The sequence below is a fragment of the Amorphoplanes digitatis genome (assembly GCF_014205335.1).
Lineage (GTDB): Bacteria > Actinomycetota > Actinomycetes > Mycobacteriales > Micromonosporaceae > Actinoplanes > Actinoplanes digitatus.
Map to the genome: position 1 here is coordinate 3,211,088 of NZ_JACHNH010000001.1, position 21,912 is coordinate 3,232,999.

Below are 21,912 nucleotides of genomic sequence, written 5' to 3' on the forward strand. Positions count from 1 at the left end.
CGGGCGGGACGACATGACCGACATCGCCGAGCGCGCCCGGGCCCTGACCCAGCAGCGGCGCCCGTTCGTGCACGCCACCGTCGTGCGCGCGCAGCAGCCGACCTCGGCCCGCGCGGGCGACGCCGCCGTCGTCCTCGACGACGGCTCCATCGAGGGCTTCGTCGGCGGACACTGCGCGGAGAACTCCGTGCGCACCGCCGCCCTGGACACCCTGCGGGACGGGCGCACCCTGCTGCTGCGGGTGCTGCCGGACGGCGGGGCGGAGTTCCCGGAGACACCGGGCGCGCTGGTCGTGGTCAACCCGTGCCACTCCGGCGGCGCGATCGAGATCTTCCTGCGTCCGGTCCTGCCCCGGCCGGTGCTGCGGCTGGCCGGCGAGACCCCGATCGGCGAGGCGCTGGCCACCCTGGCCGCCTTCCTCGACTTCGAGGTGTCGCGCGACGGCGCCTGCGCGGGCGCGACCGCGGCCGTGGTGGCCGGGCTGGGCCGGGGCGAGGAGGACGCGATCCGCGCGGCCCTGGACGCCGGCGTCGGCTTCATCGCCCTGGTGGCGAGCCGCACGCGCGGCGCGGCGGTGCTCGACGCGCTCGGCCTGACGCCCGGCGAGCGATCGCGGGTGCACACGCCGGCCGGCATCGACATCGGCGCGCGTACCCCGCAGGAGATCGCCCTGTCCATCATGGCCGAGGTGGTCCGGGCGATCCGGGTCGACGGCCTGGCGCCGTCGGCCGCCGCGGCCACGCCGCCGGCGGCGGCGACGGACCCGATCTGCGGGATGACCGTCCTGATCGGCCCGGACGCCATCTCGGCGGACGGCAACTACTTCTGCGGTACGGGGTGCCGCGACGCCTTCCTCGCGCGGGCCTGAGCCGTGTACGTGTCGGGCGTGGTCCTCGCCGCGGGCAACTCGGTGCGGCTCGGGCTGGGCGAGGCCAAGCAGCTGCTGCCGTACCGCGGCCGGACCCTGCTGGACGCGGCGCTGGACACCGTCCGGGCCTGCCCGTTCGACCAGCGGCTCGTCACGCTCGGCGCCTGGTCGGCCGCGGTGCGCTCGCGGGTCGACCTGAGCGGGTTCACCACCGTCGACGTGCCGGCGGACGGCACCGGCTGCGGCGCCTCGGTGAGCACCGCGGTCGGCGCGCTCGATCCGCGGGCGGACGGCCTCGTGCTGCTGCTCGGCGACCAGCCGGGCGTGCGGGCGTCCTCGGTGGCCGCGCTGCTCGCCGCCGCCGGCGACGGCCCGCTCGGCGTCTGCCGGTACGACGACGGCCTGGGCCATCCGTTCTGGTTCGGGCGCGCGGTGTTCGCCGCGCTGGCGGGCCTGCACGGCGACAAGGCGGTGTGGAAGCTGCTGCACGCCGGCGAGTACCCGGTGGTCGAGGTCGCGGTGCCGGGGCCGGTGCCGATCGACGTCGACACCCGCGAGGACTACGAGCGGCTGCTGGCCGGAGACCGCCTTGTGGGCTGATCGCCCCGGCGTGTCGCCGGAGGAGGTGCGGCGCCGCCTCGACGCGGTCGACTACCTGGTCGACGACGGGCTGGCCATGGCGTTGTTCCTGGCGCTGCGGCTCGGGCGGCCGCTGCTGCTCGAGGGTGAGCCGGGTGTCGGCAAGACCGCCGCGGCCAAGGCGCTCGCCCGCGCGCTCGACACGACGCTGATCCGGCTCCAGTGCTACGAGGGGCTCGGCGTACCCGAGGCGCTGTACGAGTGGAACCACCAGCGGCAGCTGCTGGCCATCCGGCTCGCCGAGGCGCGCGCGGAGAAGCTCGGCGAGGCCGACCTGTTCACCGCGGAGTTCCTGCTGGAGCGGCCGATCCTGCGCGCCGTGCGGCATCCGGGCCCGGTGCCGCCGGTGCTGCTGATCGACGAGATCGACCGGGCCGACGACGAGTTCGAGGCGCTGCTGTTCGAGTTCCTCGGCGAGGCCGCGATCACCGTTCCCGAGCTGGGCACCTTCACCGCGGTACGGCCGCCGATCGTGGTGCTGACCTCCAACCGCAGCCGCGAGCTGCACGACGCCCTGCGCCGCCGCTGCCTCTACCACTGGATCGACTACCCGTCGGCCGGCCGGGCCGTGGAGATCGTGCGCCGCACGGTGCCCGGCGCGGACGCCGCGCTGATCACCGCGGCGACGGCGTTCATCGCGCACGTCCGCGGGCTGGAGCTGGACAAGGCGCCCGGCATGGCCGAGACCATCGACTGGGTCGCCGCGCTGTCGGCGCTGGGCGTCACCGAACTCGTTCCGGACCACGTGATCCGCACCCTCGGTGCCATCGCGAAGACCCCCGACGACCGTGATCTGATCACGGCCGCCCTTCCGGCGGCACCACAGGAAAGGCAACCATGAAGATCACCAACGAGTTCGCGGTGAACACCCCGATCGACCGGGCCTGGGCGGTGCTGACCGACCTCGAGGGCATCGCGCCGTGTCTGCCCGGCGCCCGGCTCACCGGGGTCGAGGGCGACACCTACACCGGGCGGGTGAAGGTCAAGGTCGGCCCGGTGGTGTCGGACTTCGCGGGCACGGCCCGCTTCCTGGAGAAGGACGAGCAGGCACACCGCGCGGTGATCGACGCCAAGGGCCGCGACGCCCGCTCGGCCGGCAACGCCGCGGCGGTGGTGACGGCGCAGCTGCGGCCGGACGGCGACCGAACGCTGGTCAGCGTGGACACGGACCTGAAGATCTCGGGAAAGCTGGCCCAGTTCGGCAGCGGCATGATCAAGGAGGTCTCGGGGAAGCTGCTGAACCAGTTCGTCCAGAATCTCGAGGCGAAGCTCGCCGCCGACGGCACGGAGGCCGCCCCGCCGGAGGCCGCCCCGCCGGAGGCCGCCCCGGCGCAGGCCGTGCCGCCCGCGGAGGAGGCGCCTCTTGAAGTGGCGCCCGCCGGCGCCTCGTCTCTCGAAGAGGCGCCCGTCGGCGCCCCGGACTCCGCCGACGTGGAGCCGGTGCTCCCGCGCAAGTCCTCGGGGTTCGGTCCGCAGCCGGACGACGAGGCCCTCGATCTGCTCGGGCTGGCCGGCGGGTCCGTCTACAAGCGGCTGATTCCGATCGGCGTCGGGGTCGCGGCGGTCGCCGCCGTGATCGTCTGGGTCGTTGTCCGGCGCTGAGGTCTTCCTGCGCGGCGTCGACCGGGCCGCGTTCGCGGTCGGCCTCGCCGGGCGGCTGCGCCGCGCCGGCGTGCCCTGCGGCCTGACCGATGTGGACGACTTCGTGCGGGCACTCGGCGCCTGCCCGCCGCTGTCGCGCGACCGGCTCTACTGGACCGCGCGGGTCAGCCTGGTCCGGCGCCAGGCCGACCTGGCCGCGTTCGAGCGGGTGTTCAACGGCGTCTTCGACGACGCGCCGGCCGTCGCCGAGCGCCGGGGGCCCGCGGGAGGCGGCGAGTCGTTCGTGTCCCTGCCGGCCGCGGAGGGCGCGTCCGACCCCGGCGGGCTGCCGTGGGCGACGCTGCCGCCGGTGGTCGCGGACGCCGACGGGCCCGCGGGGGAGCGCGGCACGCCCGAGCGGCGGCCGAGCGCGCTCGCCGGGCTCGCCGGCCGCCCCTTCGAGGAGCTGGACGCCGCGCAGGTGGCGGCGCTGGGCGAGCGGCTGCGCGCCGCCGACTGGCCCACCCGGCGGACGCGGCGGCAGCGGACCGGCGCGGCGGGGCGGCGGATCGCGCTGCGCCCGACGCTGACCCGGGCCCGGCGCACGGGCTGGGAGCCGGTCGTCCTGGTGCGGTCCCGGCCGGTGCGCCGCCCGCGCCGGGTGGTGCTGCTCTGCGACGTCAGCCAGTCCATGCAGGCGCAGGCCGCCGCCTACCTGCACCTGATGCGCGCCTTCGCGGCCGTGGCGGACGCGGAGGTCTTCGCCTTCGCGACGACGCTGACCCGGCTGACGGCGGTGCTGCGGCACGCGTCGGCGACGGCCGCCGTCGCCCGGGCCGGCGAGCTGGTGACCGACCGGTTCGGCGGCACCCGGATCGCCACGAATCTGCGCTCGCTGCTGGCCTCGCATCACGGCAACGCCGTGCGGGGCGCGGTCGTGGTCATCGGCTCGGACGGCTGGGACAGCGATCCGCCGGCGGAGCTCGCGGCGGTGCTGGCGCGGCTGCGGCGGCGCGCGTACCGGATCATCTGGATGAATCCGCGCGCCGGCGCGCCCGGGTTCGCGCCGCGGGTCGGCTCGATGGCGGCCGCGCTGCCGTTCTGCGACCGGCTGCTGCCCGCCGGCACGTTCCGCGACCTGGACCGGGTCGCGGAGCAGATCGCCGACAGCGCGAAGGTGCCGGCCGGCCGGCGCGGTCCGGTCAGCTCCAGAGGGTCACGTGGATCGACGGCCGGAAGTGACCGACGGTGACGCCCGCGCCGCGCATCATGGCCTGGATCGCGCGGGGCGTCGCCGCGAACCGGCTCAGCTCCGCCGCGGCCGTCGGGCCGCCCTGCTCGGTGAGCATCAGCGAGTGCCAGACCGCGTCGAACGCCACCTGCGACCCGGTCAGCTGCACCAGGTGCCCGCGCGCCACGTCCTGCGCCACCGTGAACGACAGGCCGGCCGCGACGCCCTTGCCGCGCTTCGCCTCCTCCAGCGCCGCCGCGTGGCTCTGGAAGATCCGCTGGCGGTCCTCCGGCACGCCCAGCCGGCGCAGCAGCGCCGGCACCGCGCCCGTGCCCGTCGCCGACGGGCCCATCAGCCAGATCTGCTCCCGCAGCCGCTGCGGTCCGGCCGGCAACCCGGCCAGCGGGTGCGACGGACCGACGACAAGCACGATCCGGTGGTTCATCACCGGACGGCAGGTCAGTGCCGGGTCGACCACCGCCGGCTGCGGGCCGATCGCGATGTCGACAGTGCGGGTCAGCAGCAGCGTGTCGAACTGTTCCGGGTCGCGCACGCTGAGCTCCACGTCGAGATCCGCCGCCCGCTTGGCGAACAGCTCGATCAGGCCGGGCGCCGCGTGCTCGGCGAACAGGCTCGACGACGCCACCCGCAGCAGCCGGCGCCCGCGACCGGCCGCGCTGACCTCGAGGACGGTGCGGTCCTGCAGCCCGAGCAGCTCCGCGGCGCGGCTCGCCAGGCGCAGCCCGCCCGGTGTGAAGGCAAGGCCCGCCGCGGTCCGGGAGAAGAGCTGGTCGCCCAGCTCGCGGCGGAGCTGGCCGATGTGCAGCGAGACCGCCGACTCGGAGACCTCGAGCTGGGCGGCGGCCTGCTTGACGGACCCGAGTCGCACGACGGCCGAGTACGCCCGCAACTGCGTGGGCGTCATGCGCGCGCTCTCATGCCGGTAAATCTAACCCCCCTCGGCCCCCGGCCGTGCCCCCCGATCGATCCGCACAAGGGCAGGAAACAGTGTCGGTTAGGCGGCATTGGGCGGACGGGTCTTCGCAGGTAGTGACAGCGCCCGATAGGGTGACCTTTCTGTCGGGGGCAAGCGGACGGCATCAAGCCGCCGGGGGCGTAGGAGTAGCGGCATGTCGGACGAGCGGACCAGCCCGCTGCGCCCACTCGACCCTCGTAAGCTCGGTTCTTACGAGCTGCTCGGCCGCCTCGGTGAGGGCGGCATGGGCACGGTCTACCTGGCCCGCAGCGCCGCCGGTGTGCTGGTCGCCGTCAAGATGGTCCGCGCCGACCTGGCGCCGGACGACGAGTTCCGGCGCCGGTTCCGCAGCGAGGTCAACCGGGTCCGCGAGGTGCCGCCGTTCTGCACCGCCGAGGTGCTCGACGCCGACCCCGACCACGAGCAGCCCTACCTGGTCGTCGAGTACGTGGACGGCCCGAGCCTCGCCGAGGTCGTCGAGGGGCGCGGCCCGCTCACCGCCTCCAACCTGCACAGCGTCGCGATCGGGGTGGCCACCGCGCTGACGGCGATCCACGGCGCCGGGATCATCCACCGCGACCTGAAGCCGCGCAACGTGCTGCTCGCGCCGGGCAGCCCGAAGGTCATCGACTTCGGCATCGCCCGGGCGATGGAGGCGACGAGCGCGCACACCCGCACCGATCAGATGGTCGGGACGGTCGCCTACATGGCGCCCGAGCGGTTCGGCTCGGACACCCCGCTCACCCCGGCCGCGGACGTCTTCGCCTGGGGCGGCGTCGTCGCGTACGCGGGCACCGGGCGCACCCCGTTCAGCGCGGACTCGCCGCCCGCCACCGCGGCCCGGATCCTCACCCAGCCGCCGGACCTGTCCGGCCTGTCCGGCCCGCTGCGCGACCTCATCGGGCACGCGCTGGAGAAGGACCCGGCCAACCGGCCCAGCGCCCGCGAGCTGCTCGATCTGCTGATCACCGGGCCGCAGCGGCCGGCCGCCGCCGGCGCCGCCCTGGACCACCAGCCCGGGCTGCGGATCGCCGCCGAGGAGGCGCAGGCGGTCACCGGCTACCACCCGGCCCGCCAGCTGACCGCGGCCGCGGCGGCGTCGAACCTGGTCGGCTACGACGAGAACTCGATCGTCACCCAGCCGGTGCCGAGCTCGCCGGCCGGTCCGACGACCCCGTTCAGCCACGACCCCACGCCGCGCCGCCCGTGGGTGCTGCCGGCCGCCGTCGGCCTCCTGGTGGTCGCGCTCCTCGCCGTCGCCGGCCTGGCGGCGACGTACCTGCCGCGCGACGGCGAGCCCGGCACCACGGTCACGACCAGCCCGACGGCCGAGGTCGAACCGGTGGTGAACGCGCTGCTGGAGGACCCGCTGCTGCAACAGCGGCTGTGGCAGCCGTCGTCGGACGCCGGCGAGGGTGCGAGCTGCTCGTTCGACGGCGGCCTCGTCGTGCGCCGCGAGACCCGCGGGGTCTTCCGCTGCCGCGGGCCGGAGGACGCCGAGCCCGACGACCTGCAGGCCGAGGTCGAACTCCGCCTGCTGACGCCGGACAGCTGCGGCTCGATCTGGATGCGCTTCAGTGGCTACCGCGGCTATCAGGTCCGGGTTTGCGAGCACAACGTCTACGTCGGCACGCACAAGTCGAACGAGATGAAGGTCTACAAGACCTTCCCGCTGGACGACAACGCGATCGGCGTCGGCGCACCGCCGACCCGGATCACGGTCAGCATCGTCGGCGAGACGCTCGAGGTGCTGCGCGACGGCGAGCTGGTGGGCAGCGTGCCGGTGCAGGACCCGGACATCGCCGGCGGCCGGGTGGTGCTCGGCATCTACACCGAGCGCAACGCGCCGGTCCAGGGGCCGTACTCGGTCGCCTTCAACGACATCAAGGTCTGGCCGATCAGCCGCTGAGGCCGGGCCCACCCGGGCCCGGCCTCGAACCGCTCAATCCTTCGTCAGTCCTTCGTCAGACCCGCGCGCCGTAGCGCGTCGGCCATCGCGCCGCCGTTGAAGTCGCCGCCCGCCGGGCCCTGCCCGCGGCCGCCGCCGGAGCGCTGCCCGCCGGCTTGGCCGCCGCCCTGGCGGGGCTGCCGCTGGCCGCCACCCTGGCGAGGCTGGCCGCCGCCCTGCCGTTGCTGGCCGCCGCCCTGGCCGCCGGAGCGCTGGCCGCCGCCCTGGCGTGGCTCGCGCGGCTCGCGCGGGCCGCGCTGCTCCGGCTTGTCCTCGAGCCGCATCGTCAGCGAGATCCGCTTGCGGGCCTCGTCGACCTCGACGACCCGAACCTTGACGACGTCGCCGGACTTCACCACCTCGCGGGGATCCTTGACGAACGTGTTCGACAGCGCCGACACGTGCACCAGGCCGTCCTGGTGGACGCCGACGTCGACGAACGCGCCGAACGCCGCCACGTTGGTGACCACGCCCTCCAGGATCATGCCCGGCCGCAGATCGGCGATCTTCTCGACGCCCTCGGCGAACGTGGCCGTGGTGAACGCCGGCCGCGGGTCGCGCCCCGGCTTCTCCAGCTCGCGCAGGATGTCGGTGACGGTCGGCAGGCCGACGGTGCCGGTGACGAACTCCTCCGGGCGCAGGGCGCGCAGCAGTGGGCTGTTGCCGATCACCGTCTTGAGGTCGCCGCCGGCCGCCGCCAGGATCGTGCGGACCACCGGGTAGGACTCGGGGTGCACGCTGGAGGCGTCCAGCGGGTCGTCGCCACCGGGGATGCGCAGGAAGCCGGCGCACTGCTCGAACGCCTTGGGGCCGAGCCGGGCGACCTTCTTGATCTCCGAGCGGTTCCGGAACGGGCCGTTGGCGTCGCGGTGCAGCACGATGTTCTCCGCCAGGCCCGCGCCGATGCCGGAGACCCGGGTCAGCAGGGGAGCGGACGCCGTGTTGACGTCGACGCCGACCGCGTTGACGCAGTCCTCGACCACCGCGTCGAGCGACTTGGAGAGCTTCATCTCGGACAGGTCGTGCTGGTACTGCCCGACGCCGATCGAGCGCGGGTCGATCTTCACCAGCTCGGCCAGGGGGTCCTGGAGGCGGCGGGCGATGGAGACCGCGCCGCGCAGCGAGACGTCCATGCCGGGCAGCTCCTGCGACGCGTACGCCGAGGCCGAGTAGACCGACGCGCCCGCCTCGGAGACCATGACCTTGGTCAGCCCGAGGCCGGGGTGCAGCTTGATCAGGTCGGCCGCCAGCCGGTCGGTCTCCCGCGAAGCGGTGCCGTTGCCGATCGCGACCAGGTCGACGTTGTGCTCCCGGGCGAGGGTGGCCAGGGTGTGCAGCGACTGGTCCCACTTGTTCTGCGGCACGTGCGGGTAGATCGTCGAGGTCGCGACGCACTTGCCGGTCCCGTCGACGACCGCGACCTTGACGCCGGTGCGGAAACCGGGGTCGAGCCCCATGGTCGCCCGGGTGCCGGCCGGCGCGGCGAGCAGCAGGTCGCGCAGGTTGGCGGCGAAGACCCGCACGGCCTCCTCCTCGGCCGCCTGCCAGAGCCGGACCCGCAGGTCGGCGCCGAGGTGGATCAGGATCCGGGTGCGCCACGCCCAGCGGACCGTGTCGAGCAGCCACCGGTCGCCGGCGCGGCCGTGGTCGGAGATGGCGAACCGGCCGGCCACCGACGCCTCGAAGGACGACGGCGCGCCGTCCTCGGCGCCCTCCTCCGGCTCCATGGTCAGGTCGAGGACGTCCTCCTTCTCACCGCGGAACATGGCGAGGATGCGGTGCGAGGGCAGCTTGGTGAACGGCTCGGCGAAGTCGAAGTAGTCGGCGAACTTGGCGCCGTCGGTCTGCTTGCCGTCGCGCACCTTGGCGATCAGCCGGCCCTTGGTCCACATGCGCTCGCGCAGCTCACCGATGAGGTCGGGGTCCTCGGCGAAGCGCTCGACGAGGATCGCCCGGGCGCCGTCGAGGGCGGCCGCCACGTCCGCGACGCCCTTGTCGGCGTCCACGTAGGCCGCCGCCTCCGCCTTGGGGTCCCGGGTCGCGTCGGCGACCAGCAGGTCGGCGAGGGGCTCCAGGCCGGCCTCGCGCGCGATCTGCGCCCGGGTGCGGCGCTTGGGCTTGAACGGCAGGTAGATGTCCTCGAGGCGGGCCTTGGACTCGGCGCCGAGGATCTGCGCCTCGAGGGCGTCGTCGAGCTTGCCCTGCGAGCGGATCGACTCGAGCACGGCGGCGCGGCGGTCCTCGAGCTCACGCAGGTAGCCGAGCCGCTCCTCGAGCGTGCGCAGCTGCTGGTCGTCGAGGGTGCCGGTGACCTCCTTGCGGTAACGGGCGATGAACGGCACCGTGGCGCCGCCGTCCAGCAGGTCGACCGCGGCCGTCACCTGGCCCTCGCGGACCCCGAGCTCCTGGGCAATGCGCTGATGGATGGTGGTCGTCACGCCGACGATTGTGCGCCAGAGGTCCGACACTTGTCGCGCCGCCCCACGAAACAGCGGTTGACGATCACCCCGGCCGGGCGCGGGTAGGGTCGGCCTCATGCATGCTGCCATGTGGTACGGCACCCGGGACGTCCGCTGGGAGGAGCGCCCCGATCCGGCGATCCAGCTGCCGACGGACGCCGTCGTCCGGGTCGTCGCGGCCTGCGTCTGCGGCTCGGACCTGTGGACGTACCGGGGCGCACGGCCGCCCGCCGACCCGCACCCGATCGGCCACGAGTTCGTCGGCGTGGTCGAGGAGACCGGCGCCGCGGTGAGCACGCTGAACGCCGGCGACTTCGTCATCTCGCCGTTCTCGATCAGCGACGGCACCTGCGCGCACTGCCGGCGGGGCGTCACCACGTCGTGCGCACAGCTCCAGTGGTACGGCGGCCGGGACCGCGACGGCCGGGTCCTCGACGGCGGGCAGGGCCGGTACGTGCGGGTGCCGCTCGCCGACGGCACGCTCGTCGCGACACCGGGCCTGCCCGACACCGGCCAGATACCCGCCCTGCTCGCCCTCTCCGACGTGCTGGTCACCGGCCACCACGCCGCCGTGTCCGGTGGCGCCGGCCCCGGCCGCACGGTGGCGGTCGTCGGCGACGGCGCCGTCGGCCTGTGCGCGGTGCTCGCCTCCGTCCGGCTCGGCGCGGAGCGGGTGATCGCCTTCTCGTCGCACGCCGACCGGCAGGAGGTCGCCACCCGCTTCGGCGCGACCGACATCATCGCGGCCCGCGGCGACGAGGGCGCCGCGGCCCTGCACGACCTGCTCGCCGGCGAGGGCGCGGACGCGGTGCTCGAGTGCGTGGGCAACAAGCAGTCGATGGCGCAGGCGGTGGCCTCGGTGCGCCCGGGCGGCACCGTCGGCTACGTCGGCGTGCCGCTGGGCGGCGCCGAGCTCCCGATCCAGAAGATGTTCGACGACAACATCGCGGTGGCCGGCGGCGTCGCGCCGGTCCGGCCCTACCTGCCGGAGCTGCTTGCCGACGTGCTCGCCGGCACGCTGGACGCCAGCGCCGTCTTCGACCTGCACCTGCCCATGGAGGAGGTCGCGCAGGCGTACGCCGCGATGGACGAGCGCCGGTCGATCAAGACGCTGCTGTGGCCCTGAGGTCGCGCTGAACCGCCCACAGCGCCGCCTCGGTGCGGGAGACCGCCCCGGTCTTGCGCAGCAGGTTGGAGACGTGCACGGTGACCGTGCGCACCGAGATGCCCAGCGCCCGGGCGATCTGCTTGTTGGACATGCCCTCGGCCAGGCAGCCGATCACCTCCCGCTCGCGGGCGGTCAGGTCCGGCTGCTCCTGGAGGTAGGTCGGCAGCGTGGCGTCGGCGAGCGCCTCCGGTCCGCCCGCCATCGCGAGCAGCTCGGTCAGCCGGTAGGGGTTGCCGCCGGTGCGGCGCCACACCGCCTCGGCGACGTCGGCCGGCGGGCGGCTGTCCTCGTACACGTGTTCGAGGATCTGGGCCACCTGCCCGGCGGTCAGGGCACCCAGGTGCTGGCGCACGGCGCCGGGCGCCCCCGACAGGCGGGCGAGAACCCGGGCCGTGAGCAGCGGGGAGACCGCCGCGTCCGGCGGCCGGCTGGTCACCAGCAGCAGGGCCGGCAGCTCCGCGCCGGCCAGCTCGCCGATCAGGTTCAGGCTGGCCGGGTCGAGCGCGTGGAGATCCTCCACCACGAGTACGGCCGGACGGCCGGCCACGAGCGTCCGCACCGTGGCGACGGCGAGCCGCAGCAGCGCGTCGGGCGTGTAACGCTCCCGGGGGACATCGGGGTCCTGCGCCAGCCAGGCCAGCGCGTCCGGCGGCACGGGCAGGTCGGGGCGGGGGCCGAGCCCGGCCAGCACCGCCGCCAGCCAGTCGTAGGGCGCGGGCGAGTGCAGCCGCGCCGAGCCGGAGAGCACCACCTGCGGGGTCGTGACCTGCAAAGCGGCCGCGACCAGGGTGCTCTTGCCGGTGCCGGGCAGGCCGGTGACCACGGCGGGAACGCACCTGCGGCGCGCGTCCACGCGCTCCCAGGCGCCCCGGAGCTCATCCAGCGCGCCCGCTCGTCCCACCATCGGTACCGGCATCACCTCTCAACACTACGTACTACGTACTACAGACACCGCCTCAGCCCTTTGGCAGTCTTGTGACATGAGTGTCGTGCTTCGTGCGGTGGCCGCCTCCGACCAGGGCCTGGTCAGGTCGAACAACGAGGACGCCGTCTTCGTGGGCGCCCGGCTGCTGGTGGTCGCCGACGGCATGGGCGGGCTGCCGGCCGGTGAACTGGCCAGCGACATCCTGGTCCGCACCCTGGCCGACGTAGACGCCCTGCCGGACACCGGCGAGCCGCTACAGGACCTGATCGCGGCCCTGGACACGGCGAACGGGCGGATCGAGGCCGCCGTCGCGGACGACGACACCCGCGACGGCATGGGCACGACGGTCACCACGCTGCTGCTGTCGGGCGACCGGCTGGCGGCGCTCAACGTCGGTGACTCGCGCTGCTACCTGAGCCGCGACGGGGAGATGACGCAGCTCACCCGCGACGACACGTACGTGCAGGCGCTGGTGGATCAGGGCGTGCTGACGCCGTCCGACGCCCGGCGGCACCCGCAGCGGGCGCTGGTGACCCAGGCGGTGCAGGGCGGGCCGTTCCGCCCGGCCGGTCGGATGGTGCCGGTACGGGTCGGCGACCGTTTCCTGCTGTGCAGCGACGGCCTGAGCGACTACGTCGAGGACGAGGTGATCGCCACGACCCTGCGCTCGTACCCGGATCGGCAGGTGTGCGCGGCCGAGCTGATCGCCCGGACGCTGGAGGCCGGCGCCCCGGACAACGTCTCCGTGATCGTCGCGGACATCGAAGAGGGCTGAGCCCGGCCACGCCGCGACGGCCGGGGACGCAGGCCCTAGGCTCGGACCTGTGCTGATCACGACCGAGCGGCTGGTGCTGCGCCGCTTCCGCGCGGGCGACGCGGAGACCCTCGCGGCGTACCGGTCGGCGCCGGAGGTGGCGGTCTACCAGTCGTGGCGGGCGCCGTACCCGCTGGAGCGTGCCCGCTACGCGATCGAGACGATGGCCGCGGCCGATCCGGAGCAGCCCGGCTGGTTCCAGTACGCGATCGAGCTCAAGGACGGTCGCGAGCACATCGGCGACGTCGGGGTGAACCTGAACGACAACCTCATGCAGGCCGAGATCGGCTACACCCTCGCACCGCGGCGGCAGGGGCACGGCTACGCCACCGAGGCGGTCCGGGCCGTGCTCGACCACCTCTTCCGGGTGCGCGGCCTGCACAAGGTCTCGGCGGAGTGCGACGCCCGCAACGTGGCGTCGGCCCGGGTGCTGGAGCGCCTGGGCTTCACCCGCGAGGGCCTGCTGCGCCGGCACACCTGGACCAAGGACGAATGGACGGATGACCTGATCTACGGCCTGCTGCGGACGGAATATCTCGGACCGGCCGCCGCGTCCTGAGCGCCCGCGGGGTCAGGGCCGGGGCGCGCCGATGTTGACCATCCATTCGATGCCGAAGCGGTCGCGGCAGGAGCCGAACTCGTCGCCCCACATCTGCTTCTCCAGCGGCACGCTCACCGTGCCGCCCTCGGAGAGCTTCGCCCACCAATCGCGCAGCGTGTCGGCGTCGTCCCCGCTGAGGCTGACGGAGATGTTGTTGCCGGCCGTGTGCTCCATGCCGGGCGGCGAGTCGGCGGCCATCAGCGTGAGCCCGCCCTCGGCCTCGAGCATGCCGTGCATGACCTTGTCGGCCAGCGAGGGGTCGGGTGCGCCGTATTCACCGAAGGTGTTGATGGTGAGCGTCCCGCCGAAGACGGAGTGGTAGAACTCCATCGCGGCGCGGGCATCGCCGCCGAGGAAGGAGATGTAGGGGTTCAGTCGAATGGCCATGACCGGCTCCTTTGCCGAGATCAGCAGCAAGACACCCCTAGGACGATAGACCTCTGGACGGCGCGGCTCACCCGCCTGTGGATAAGCCGCCCGGTAGATACCACCTACCCGTCGAAGCGCAGCCAGACGGCGGCCAGCGGCGGCACCCGCAGCGAGGCCGACGCGGGGAGCCCGTGCCACGGCAGCGCCTCCGCGTGCACCTCGCCGAGGTTGCCGACGCCGGAGCCGCCGTACAGGGTGCTGTCGGTGTTGACCACCTCGCGCCAGACGCCGGCGGTGGGCAGGCCGATGCGGTAGCCGTCGTGCGGTATCGCGGCGAAGTTGACAACGCAGGCCAATGTGGCGCCGTCCGGCGCGAAGCGCAGGAACGAGAACGTGTTGTGCTGGGAGTCCTCACTGGTGATCCAGCGGAAGCCGTTCGGCGTCGTGTCCTGCGACCAGATCGCCGGTGTCCGGCGGTACTCCCGGTTCAGGTCCTGGACCAGCCGGTGGATGCCGCCGCCGTGGCCGCCGTCCGACAGCAGGCCCCAGTCCAGACCGCGCTCCTCGCTCCACTCCCGCTCGTCGCCGAGTTCGGCGCCCATGAAGAGGAGCTGCTTGCCGGTGAACGCCCACATGAAACCCAGCAGCGCGCGGGTGTTGGCCAGCTTCTGCCACAGGTCGCCGGGCATCTTGCCGGTGAGCGAGCCCTTGCCGTGCACCACCTCGTCGTGGCTGATCGGCAGGATGTAGTTCTCGCTCCAGGCGTACACGGTGGCGAAGGTCATCTGGTGGTGGTGCCACTGCCGGTGAATGGGCTCCTTACCCATGTAGGTCAGGGTGTCGTTCATCCAGCCCATGTTCCACTTGAAACCGAAGCCCAGGCCGCCGAGGTGGGTCGGCCGGGTGACGCCCGGCCAGGCCGTCGACTCCTCGGCGATGGTCACCACGCCCGGGTAGTTGCGGTAGACCGTCGCGTTCATCTCCTGGAGGAAGCTGATCGCGTCGAGGTTCTCCCGGCCGCCGTACTGGTTGGGGGTCCACTCGCCGTCCTTGCGGGAGTAGTCCAGGTAGAGCATCGACGCGACCGCGTCGACGCGCAGCCCGTCGGCGTGGAACTCCTCGCACCAGTAGAGGGCGTTGGCGACCAGGAAGTTGCGGACCTCGCGCCGGCCGTAGTCGAAGACGTAGGTGCCCCAGTCGGGGTGCTCGCCGCGGCGCCAGTCGCCGTGCTCGTAGAGCGGGGTGCCGTCGAAGCGGGCCAGGGCCCACTCGTCCTTGGGGAAGTGCGCGGGCACCCAGTCGAGGATGACGCCGATGCCGGCCTGGTGCAGCTTGTCGACCAGGTAACGGAACTCGTCGGGCGAGCCGAACCGGGACGTCGGCGCGAAGTAGCCGGTGACCTGGTAGCCCCACGAGCCGCCGAACGGGTGCTCCATCACCGGCATCAGCTCGACGTGCGTGAAGCCGGTCTCGACCACGTAGTCGACAAGCTGCTCGGCGAGCTCGGTGTAGGTCAGGCCCGGTCGCCACGAGCCGAGGTGCACCTCGTACGCGCTCATCGGCTCCTGGTGCCACTGCCGTTCCGCGCGCTCGGCCATCCAGCCGGCGTCCTGCCACTCGTACGAGGACTCGTAGACGACCGACGCCGTGCGCGGCGGCACCTCGGTGTGCTGCGCGAGGGGGTCGGCCTTCTCGCGCCAGACCCCGTCCCGGCCGAGGATCTTGAATTTGTACTTGGTGCCGGACGACGCGCCCGGTACGTAGATCTCCCAGACGCCGCTGCTGCCGAGCGAGCGCATCGGCCAGCCGTCGTACGGGCCCCAGCCGGCGACGTCGCCGATGAGCTGCACGCCGCGGGCGCCGGGCGCCCAGACGGCGAAGCCGACGCCGTCGCCCTTGGGCTGCGCGCCCAGCACCTTCCACAGCTTCTCGTGCCGGCCCTCGCCGATCAGGTGCAGGTCGAGCTCGCCGAGGGTCGGCAGGTGCCGGTAGGGGTCGTCGCAGACCGTGCCGTCGACGTCGAGCTCGTAGTCGAGCACCGTGCCGGGCAGCTCGACGGCGAAGATGCCGTCGGGGTGCACCTGCGCCATCGCCGTCCGCTCGCCGCCGGCGACGACGGACACCTCCTTGGCGCCCTTGCGCATGGTGCGGATGACCGTGTGCCCGCCGGAGGGGTGCGCGCCCAGCAGCCCGTGCGGGTCGTGCGTGTCGCCGGACATCACCGCGTCCATCGCGCGCTGGTCGCCGGCCACGCGGGGTGGCGGGGTGCTCTGCCCGATCATCGGTACTCCTTCTCCGGGGGTCATCAGCGTACGAGCCGGGAGATCGACCGCAGCGGGATCCGCAGCCATCCGGGCCGGTGCCGCGATTCGTACACGGCCTCGTAGACCGCCTTGTCCAGCTCGTACGCGGCGAGCAGCGAGCCGTGCTCGCGCGGGTCGTGCCCGGCCGCCGCCGCGTACCCGTCGCAGAAGGAGTCGCGGTTCCGGTCGACCCACTCGCGGGCACGGACGGCGAGGTGTTCGTCGCCATCGGAGTCCACCAGCAGCTGGTATGCCGCGTACTCGTAGCTGCGCAGCACGCCGGCGATGTCGCGCAGCGGCGAGTCGGGCAGCCGCCGCTCGTCGAGCGGCTGGCCGGGCTCGCCCTCGAAGTCGATGAGCAGCCAGCCCTCCGGCACCCGCAGCACCTGGCCCAGGTGCAGGTCGCCGTGCACCCGCTGCACCGAGACCTGCTCGCCGGTGAGCTTGCGGAACCGCTCCTCGATCGCCGCCGCGTAGGTCTTCAGCTCGGGCACGGTCGCGGTCGCGTGGGCGAGCCGCGCGACGACGGCGTCCACCGGGAACGGCGACGGGCCCGAGCCGAGCTCGGCCGCGAGGGTCCGGTGCACCGAGGCGACCGCCTCGCCGAGGCGGTAGGACTCGCCCGCGAAGTCGCCGCCGACCTCGTCGGCGCCCATCTCGGCGTCGGCGAACAGGTCCCGGGCGCTGGCGGTGGCCATCGCCCAGCCCTCGGCGGAGTTCACGGCGTACGCGGTGACCATGCCGAGCGGGCACGGCTGGCCGCCGGTGTTGATCTCGAACGAGCCGAGCAGCCGGGCGACGTGCGGGTTGCCGGCCCGGCCGAGCACCCGGTTGAGCTCGATGTCGGGGTTGACGCCGATGTCGACCCGGCGGAAGACCTTGAGGATGGCGTCCTGCTCGAAGATCACGCTGGTGTTGCTCTGCTCCGCGTCGAAGACCCGCGCCTCGCTCTCCAGCGGGAAGGAGGCGCCGGGCTCGGACTGGCAGACGATGTCGCCGACGGTGGTGTCGGACGAGATCAGCGACAGCAGGAACGTCGCGGCGGCCGGGTCGTACAGGCCGTCGTAGCCGGTGCGGTCGCCGTCGGTGCCGATCGTCGCCACGGTGCTGAACTCGGAGATCGGCCCGGAGTCCCAGGCCACCAGGACCTGGTAACGCTCGGAGCTGCCGTCGGTGTAGTCGACGTCCAGCAGTACCAGGTCCAGGTCGTCCTTGAGCGGGGTGGACGAGGCCTGCCGGACCTCCCGCAGGGTCCGGCTGCGGCCCGCGTACCAGCGTTGCTGGGAGAGCCAGTCGGCATAGGGCAGCGTCATTGCTTCTCCTCGGACCCGCACAGCTGGAACCAGTAGAACCCGTGCCCCGGCAGGGTCAGCAGGTACGGCAGCTGGCCGATGCGGGGGAAGTTCACGTGCCCGGTGAGCTCCACCGGTGTGTACCCGTTCCAGTGCTGCAGATTCAGCTCGATGGGCTGGGGGAAGCGCGAGAGGTTGTTGACGCAGAGCACCACGTCGTCGCCGTCCTCGCGCAGGAACGCGAGCACCGACGGGTTGGAGCCGCCGAGTTCGCGGAAGGTCCCGGTGGCGAACGCGTCGTGGCGGCGACGCACCGCCAGCATCGTGCGGGTCCAGTTGAGCAGCGACGTCGAGCTGTCCCGCTGTGCCTCCACGTTCACCGACTGGTATCCGTAGATCGGGTCCTGGTTGGCGGGCAGGTAGAGCCGCCCGGGGTTGGCGGTGGAGAATCCCGCGTTGCGGTCCGGCGTCCACTGCATCGGGGTGCGCACGCCGTCCCGGTCGCCGAGCCAGATGTTGTCGCCCATGCCGATCTCGTCGCCGTAATACAGCACGGGCGAGCCGGGCAGCGACAGCAGCAGGGCGGTGAACAGCTCGATCTGGTTGCGGTCGTTCTCCAGCAGCGGCGCCAGCCGCCGGCGGATGCCGACGTTGGCCTTCATCCGCGGATCCTTGGCGTACTCGGAGTACATGTAGTCGCGCTCTTCGTCGGTGACCATCTCGAGCGTCAGCTCGTCGTGGTTGCGCAGGAAGATGCCCCACTGCGCCATGTCCGGGATCGGCGGCGTCTGCGCCAGGATCTCGGAGATGGGGAAGCGCGACTCGCGCCGTACCGCCATGAAGATGCGCGGCATCAGCGGGAAGTGGAACGCCATGTGGCACTCGTCGCCGCCGGTGTCGGAGTCGCCGAAGTACTCGACCACGTCGGCGGGCCACTGGTTCGCCTCCGCGAGCAGCACCCGGCCCGGGAACTCGTCGTCGATCACCTTGCGGCAATGCTTGAGGAACGCGTGCGTCTCGGGCAGGTTCTCGCAGTTGGTGCCCTCGCGCTCGAACAGGTACGGCACCGCGTCCAGGCGGAACCCGTCGATGCCCAGGTCGAGCCAGAAGCGCAGAACGTCGATCATCGCTTCCTGTACGACCGGGTTGTCGTAGTTGAGGTCCGGCTGGTGCGAGAAGAACCGGTGCCAGTAGAACTGCCGGCGCACCGGGTCGAACGTCCAGTTCGACTCCTCGGTGTCGACGAAGATGACCCGGGCGTCGGAGTACGGCTCGCTGGTGTCGCTCCACACGTAGTAGTCGCCGTACGGGCCGTCGGGGTCGCGGCGCGACTCCTGGAACCACGCGTGCGAGTCGGAGGTGTGGTTCATGACCAGGTCGGTGATGACCCGGATGCCGCGCTTGTGCGCCGCGTCGAGCAGGGCGACGAAGTCGTCGACGGTGCCGAACTCGGGCAGTACCCGGTAGAAGTCGCGGATGTCGTAGCCGCCGTCGCGCAGCGGCGAGTCGTAGAAGGGCGGCAGCCAGAGGCAGTCGACGCCGAGCCATTGCAGGTAGTCGAGGCGTTCGATCAGCCCGCGTAGATCGCCACCACCGTCGGAGTTCGAGTCGTAGAAGGCCCGGACCAGTACCTCGTAGAAGACGGCGCGTTTGAACCAGGTCCGGTCCGCCGGCAGCGTGCGGGCGTGACCGAAGTCGTCGGCGGTGGGGTGTTCGACCACCCCGTCCTCGACGTGGCTGCCCTCCGTGGGATTGTGCTCGACGCTCGCGCCGAGTCTGCTCGTCAGATCCATCAGACGTTCACCTACCCCACCCCGCAGGAACTGAATCGCTTGGTGCCGCTAGTGGCGGCGTGGGTGCACCACGAACACGTGCGCCGGTTCGGCCTGAGGGTCGATCCGGACGGCGTTGTGCTGACCCCACTCATACGTCGCCCCGGTCAGCTGGTCGGTGACGGTGAACCGCTCGTGCCAGTCCATGCCCAGGGCCGGCATGTCGAGGGCCGTGTTTCCCCATTGCACGTTTGCCGAGTCGAACGAGCAGATCACCAAAACGGTGTTGCCTGTCTCGGGATCGCGTTTCGACCAGCACAGCAGCGACGGATTGTCGATGCCGTGGAACTCCAGATTGCGTAGCCACTGGAGGGCCGGGTTGTCACGCCGGATGGCGTTCAGCTTGGTGATGTAGGGCGCCAGCGTCTGACCGGACCGCTCGGCGCCGGCCCAGTCCCGCGGTTTGAGCTCGAACTTCTCGTTGTCGATGTATTCCTCGGCGCCCGGCCGGTTGACGTGCTCGAAGAGCTCCAGCCCCGAGTACATGCCCCAGGACGGCGAGAGCATGCTCGCCAGCACCGTGCGGATCTTGAACATCGGCGGGCCGCCGTGTTGCAGCGACTCGTGCAGGATGTCGGGGGTGTTGGGCCAGAAGTTGGGGCGCATCCAGTCGATCGAGGCCTTGAGCTGGCCCAGGTACTCCCGCATCTCCCAGGCCGTGGTGCGCCAGGTGAAGTACGTGTATGACTGGGTGAAGCCGATCTTGCCGAGCCCGTTCATCATGGCCGGCCGGGTGAACGCCTCGGCCAGGAACAGCACGTCCGGGTCGACCGCCTTGACCTTGGAGATCAGCCACTGCCAGAACGTCAGAGTCTTGGTGTGCGGGTTGTCGACCCGGAAGATCTTGACGCCGTTCTCCACCCAGTGCAGGACGATGCGCAGGACCTCCTCGCGCAGCCCACGGGGATCGTTGTCGAAGTTGATCGGGTAGATGTCCTGGTACTTCTTCGGCGGGTTCTCCGCGTACGCGATGGTGCCGTCGGCCCGGGTGGTGAACCACTCCGGGTTCGACTTCACCCACGGATGGTCCGGCGCCGCCTGTAGCGCCAGGTCCATCGCGACCTCCATGCCGTTGTCCCGGGCCACCGCGATGAACTCGCGGAAGTCCGCCAGGTCGCCGAGCTGCGGGTGGATCGCGTCGTGGCCGCCCTCGTCGGAGCCGATCGCCCAGGGCGAGCCGACGTCGATGCCCTCGCGGGCGACGAGGGTGTTGTTGCGGCCCTTGCGGTTGATCTTGCCGATCGGGTGGATCGGCGGCAGGTAGAGCACGTCGAAGCCCATCGCCGCGACGGCCGGGATGCGCTTCGCCGCGGTCGCGAACGTGCCGTGCCGGATCGGTGTGGCGTCGGGGCCGATCTCGGCGCCCTCGGAGCGGGGGAAGAACTCGTACCACGAGGAGTACAGCGCGCGCTGGCGGTCGACCCAGATCGCGTACGACCGGGTCGTGGTGACCAGGTGGCGCACGGGGTTCTGCCAGAGCAGCTTCTCCAGTTCCAGTGCGGGGGAGACCCGGGAGAACAGCGAGCGGTTCTCGTCGCGCATCGCCGCGGCCGCGGCGCGGACCCGCTCCTCGTCGCCGGCCGGCACGATCTTGGCGGCGAGGTCCAGCACGTCGGCGCCCTCGGCCAGGTCGTTGGCCAGGTCCTCGAGGCCCTGCCCGGCGCCGATCTTCTTGGTGACCGCGTTGCGCCAGGTCAGGTAGGGGTCGTCGAACGCCTCGACGGTGAACGTCCACCGGCCGACCCGGTCCGGCTTGATCACTCCGTGCCACCGGTCCAGGCCGGGCTCGCCGGGCACGAGCCGGGTGAACGGCTCGGCCGCGCCGTGCGGCCCCTTCCATACCACGTTCACGCCGAGGGCGTGGTGGCCTTCCCGATAGGACACCGCGGAAATGGGCACGAGCTCGCCCACCACCGCCTTCGAGGGATAGCGGCCACAGGACACCGACGGTGTTACGTCCTCGATGGGAAAGCGACCGGTCATGATCTCCACCGTAATCAGAAAGCGCAGGGGCGGGCGGCGACGGGCGAATTCCGGGCAGCCGTCAGCCATCGGTTCTCCGGAATGGAGCAACCGCGAACGGCCACGCACCCGGTGGAATCAACCTACCGGAGAGCGCTCGGTACGGCCCCTCGTGGCGCGCCCTCGCACCCGCCACGAAGGTGGTCAATTCCCCGCCGTGCCACACCCGTGCCGGAGGCGACCCGGGGTGAACCTGGTTGCGCGTCGGTTGCCGTGCGTTGCCATCGGGGCGAGGCTGCTCATCCGGCCCCCTTCCGCGCCGAGATGTACGGCTGACGCACCCCGTCGTGGGGTGCCACCGAAACTCTGGGGGCTCTCATGGCCGGTCCGTCCGCCGCGCTGTCACCGGTCATCGCGGCGAGCACGCACTGGCTGGTCCGGGCATACCCGTCCAGCGGCGCCGACCGCTCCGCCGACACCCTCGCCGAGCTACAGGCGCGGCAGGCCGTGACCGTCGCCGCCTGGCTGCGCTACCCGACTCCGGTCGACGCCGAACTGGTCGCCATCGCCGGCCCGGGCGGCTCCGCCGTGCTCGATTGGCGCGCCGGCAGCGAGCCCGACGACGACCTGGCCGACGGCGAGGGCTGGCGCACCTGGGTCGACGAGGTCGTGGTCAGCTGGGCCGCCTGCCTGCTCGCCGACCCGCTGCTGGCCGCCCGCGCCGTCGACTCGGTCGCCGCGGCCGTCCCCGCCCCCGACAACCGGCCGCGCCCACGCCGCGTGGGTGACCTGCCGAGCGAGTTCCGCAGGCTGACCGCCCCCGACGCCCGCGACCTCGAGGCCGCCGCCCTGCTGCGCCACCCGGACCTGCTCGAGGCCGTCTCGGACCTGCACAAAGAAGACCTCGTCTACCTGTTGTGCGCCTAGGCTTCTTCGCGCGCGGA

General features: G+C 72.5%; 18 protein-coding genes. 10 read left to right on the forward strand and 8 right to left on the reverse strand.

Features of this window, described 5'->3' with window-relative positions:
* Nucleotides 1-13: 13 nt before the first annotated feature.
* Genes BJ971_RS13810 through BJ971_RS13830 form a run of 5 tightly spaced genes read left to right on the forward strand, consistent with a single transcriptional unit; the run spans nt 14 to nt 4,340 of the window.
* Entirely contained in the window at nt 14-868 is an 855-nt protein-coding gene (locus tag BJ971_RS13810) for an XdhC family protein (protein WP_184993160.1), read from the forward strand.
* Between the two features lie 18 nt (nt 869-886).
* Nucleotides 887-1,468 (forward strand): nucleotidyltransferase family protein, encoded by a 582-nt coding sequence (locus tag BJ971_RS13815; protein ID WP_239087815.1) that lies wholly within the window; start codon nt 887-889, stop codon nt 1,466-1,468.
* Nucleotides 1,458-2,348 (forward strand): AAA family ATPase, encoded by an 891-nt coding sequence (locus BJ971_RS13820; RefSeq protein ID WP_239087816.1) that lies wholly within the window; start codon nt 1,458-1,460, stop codon nt 2,346-2,348. The genes BJ971_RS13815 and BJ971_RS13820 overlap by 11 nt, the downstream gene beginning before the upstream one ends.
* Complete coding sequence (locus BJ971_RS13825) at nt 2,345-3,109, forward strand: SRPBCC family protein (protein ID WP_184993162.1); 765 nt, start codon at nt 2,345-2,347, stop codon at nt 3,107-3,109. Before BJ971_RS13820 ends, BJ971_RS13825 begins: the two co-directional genes overlap by 4 nt.
* Entirely contained in the window at nt 3,096-4,340 is a 1,245-nt protein-coding gene (locus tag BJ971_RS13830) for a vWA domain-containing protein (protein WP_239087817.1), read from the forward strand. Before BJ971_RS13825 ends, BJ971_RS13830 begins: the two co-directional genes overlap by 14 nt.
* On the opposite strand, the gene BJ971_RS13835 is transcribed toward BJ971_RS13830, so the two are convergent.
* Entirely contained in the window at nt 4,291-5,244 is a 954-nt protein-coding gene (locus tag BJ971_RS13835; RefSeq protein WP_184993163.1) for a LysR family transcriptional regulator, read from the reverse strand. The two genes, BJ971_RS13830 and BJ971_RS13835, sit on opposite strands and share 50 nt — an antisense overlap.
* Nucleotides 5,245-5,449: 205 nt before the next feature.
* Here BJ971_RS13835 and BJ971_RS13840 point away from each other — a divergent pair, with 205 nt between their 5' ends.
* A complete protein-coding gene (locus tag BJ971_RS13840) occupies nt 5,450-7,204 on the forward strand; it encodes a serine/threonine protein kinase (protein ID WP_184993164.1) in 1,755 nt (584 codons plus the stop codon).
* 44 nt (nt 7,205-7,248) lie between these two features.
* Here BJ971_RS13840 and BJ971_RS13845 read toward each other — a convergent pair whose 3' ends face one another.
* The gene (locus BJ971_RS13845; protein ID WP_239087818.1) at nt 7,249-9,681 is read right to left on the reverse strand and encodes a Tex family protein; all 2,433 of its coding nucleotides are present in this window, start codon (nt 9,679-9,681) and stop codon (nt 7,249-7,251) included.
* A 97-nt stretch (nt 9,682-9,778) separates the two neighbouring features.
* Between BJ971_RS13845 and BJ971_RS13850 the strand changes: the two genes are divergently transcribed.
* A complete protein-coding gene (locus tag BJ971_RS13850; RefSeq protein ID WP_184993166.1) occupies nt 9,779-10,828 on the forward strand; it encodes a zinc-binding dehydrogenase in 1,050 nt (349 codons plus the stop codon).
* Here BJ971_RS13850 and BJ971_RS13855 read toward each other — a convergent pair.
* Nucleotides 10,806-11,774 (reverse strand): helix-turn-helix transcriptional regulator, encoded by a 969-nt coding sequence (locus BJ971_RS13855; RefSeq protein ID WP_239087819.1) that lies wholly within the window; start codon nt 11,772-11,774, stop codon nt 10,806-10,808. The two genes, BJ971_RS13850 and BJ971_RS13855, sit on opposite strands and share 23 nt — an antisense overlap.
* A gap of 76 nt (nt 11,775-11,850) precedes the next feature.
* Between BJ971_RS13855 and BJ971_RS13860 the strand changes: the two genes are divergently transcribed.
* Both BJ971_RS13860 and BJ971_RS13865 read left to right on the forward strand, forming a co-directional pair.
* On the forward strand, nt 11,851-12,570 hold the full coding sequence (locus tag BJ971_RS13860) for a PP2C family protein-serine/threonine phosphatase (RefSeq protein ID WP_184993168.1): 720 nt from the start codon (nt 11,851-11,853) through the stop codon (nt 12,568-12,570).
* A gap of 49 nt (nt 12,571-12,619) precedes the next feature.
* Complete coding sequence (locus tag BJ971_RS13865) at nt 12,620-13,168, forward strand: GNAT family N-acetyltransferase (protein ID WP_184993169.1); 549 nt, start codon at nt 12,620-12,622, stop codon at nt 13,166-13,168.
* A gap of 12 nt (nt 13,169-13,180) precedes the next feature.
* Here BJ971_RS13865 and BJ971_RS13870 read toward each other — a convergent pair whose 3' ends face one another.
* The 5 genes from BJ971_RS13870 to BJ971_RS13890 all read right to left on the reverse strand — a co-directional run bounded on the left by BJ971_RS13870 (nt 13,181) and on the right by BJ971_RS13890 (nt 20,989).
* Entirely contained in the window at nt 13,181-13,597 is a 417-nt protein-coding gene (locus BJ971_RS13870) for a VOC family protein (RefSeq protein ID WP_184993170.1), read from the reverse strand.
* A 104-nt stretch (nt 13,598-13,701) separates the two neighbouring features.
* Complete coding sequence (gene glgB / locus BJ971_RS13875; RefSeq protein WP_184998841.1) at nt 13,702-15,810, reverse strand: 1,4-alpha-glucan branching protein GlgB; 2,109 nt, start codon at nt 15,808-15,810, stop codon at nt 13,702-13,704.
* Nucleotides 15,811-15,884: 74 nt separating this feature from the next.
* On the reverse strand, nt 15,885-17,195 hold the full coding sequence (locus tag BJ971_RS13880; protein ID WP_184993171.1) for a maltokinase N-terminal cap-like domain-containing protein: 1,311 nt from the start codon (nt 17,193-17,195) through the stop codon (nt 15,885-15,887).
* On the reverse strand, nt 17,192-18,967 hold the full coding sequence (gene treS, locus BJ971_RS13885) for a maltose alpha-D-glucosyltransferase (RefSeq protein ID WP_184993172.1): 1,776 nt from the start codon (nt 18,965-18,967) through the stop codon (nt 17,192-17,194). Before treS ends, BJ971_RS13880 begins: the two co-directional genes overlap by 4 nt.
* A 48-nt stretch (nt 18,968-19,015) precedes the next feature.
* Nucleotides 19,016-20,989, reverse strand: coding sequence for an alpha-1,4-glucan--maltose-1-phosphate maltosyltransferase (locus BJ971_RS13890; protein ID WP_184993173.1), 1,974 nt, complete (start codon nt 20,987-20,989; stop codon nt 19,016-19,018).
* Nucleotides 20,990-21,346: 357 nt separating this feature from the next.
* Here BJ971_RS13890 and BJ971_RS13895 point away from each other — a divergent pair, with 357 nt between their 5' ends.
* Entirely contained in the window at nt 21,347-21,895 is a 549-nt protein-coding gene (locus BJ971_RS13895) for a hypothetical protein (RefSeq protein WP_184993174.1), read from the forward strand.
* Nucleotides 21,896-21,912: the final 17 nt, after the last annotated feature.

Excerpts from the sequence above, each read along its gene's own strand:
- BJ971_RS13855 (WP_239087819.1), bottom strand. The coding sequence starts at position 11,774 with ATGGTGGGACGAGCGGGCGCGCTGGATGAGCTCCGGGGCGCCTGGGAG.
- glgB (WP_184998841.1), bottom strand. The coding sequence starts at position 15,810 with ATGGACGCGGTGATGTCCGGCGACACGCACGACCCGCACGGGCTGCTG.
- BJ971_RS13860 (WP_184993168.1), top strand. The coding sequence starts at position 11,851 with ATGAGTGTCGTGCTTCGTGCGGTGGCCGCCTCCGACCAGGGCCTGGTC.
- BJ971_RS13840 (WP_184993164.1), top strand. The coding sequence starts at position 5,450 with ATGTCGGACGAGCGGACCAGCCCGCTGCGCCCACTCGACCCTCGTAAG.
- BJ971_RS13895 (WP_184993174.1), top strand. The coding sequence starts at position 21,347 with ATGGCCGGTCCGTCCGCCGCGCTGTCACCGGTCATCGCGGCGAGCACG.
- BJ971_RS13810 (WP_184993160.1), top strand. The coding sequence starts at position 14 with ATGACCGACATCGCCGAGCGCGCCCGGGCCCTGACCCAGCAGCGGCGC.
- BJ971_RS13870 (WP_184993170.1), bottom strand. The coding sequence starts at position 13,597 with ATGGCCATTCGACTGAACCCCTACATCTCCTTCCTCGGCGGCGATGCC.
- BJ971_RS13850 (WP_184993166.1), top strand. The coding sequence starts at position 9,779 with ATGCATGCTGCCATGTGGTACGGCACCCGGGACGTCCGCTGGGAGGAG.
- BJ971_RS13825 (WP_184993162.1), top strand. The coding sequence starts at position 2,345 with ATGAAGATCACCAACGAGTTCGCGGTGAACACCCCGATCGACCGGGCC.
- BJ971_RS13835 (WP_184993163.1), bottom strand. The coding sequence starts at position 5,244 with ATGACGCCCACGCAGTTGCGGGCGTACTCGGCCGTCGTGCGACTCGGG.
- treS (WP_184993172.1), bottom strand. The coding sequence starts at position 18,967 with ATGGATCTGACGAGCAGACTCGGCGCGAGCGTCGAGCACAATCCCACG.
- BJ971_RS13890 (WP_184993173.1), bottom strand. The coding sequence starts at position 20,989 with ATGACCGGTCGCTTTCCCATCGAGGACGTAACACCGTCGGTGTCCTGT.
- BJ971_RS13880 (WP_184993171.1), bottom strand. The coding sequence starts at position 17,195 with ATGACGCTGCCCTATGCCGACTGGCTCTCCCAGCAACGCTGGTACGCG.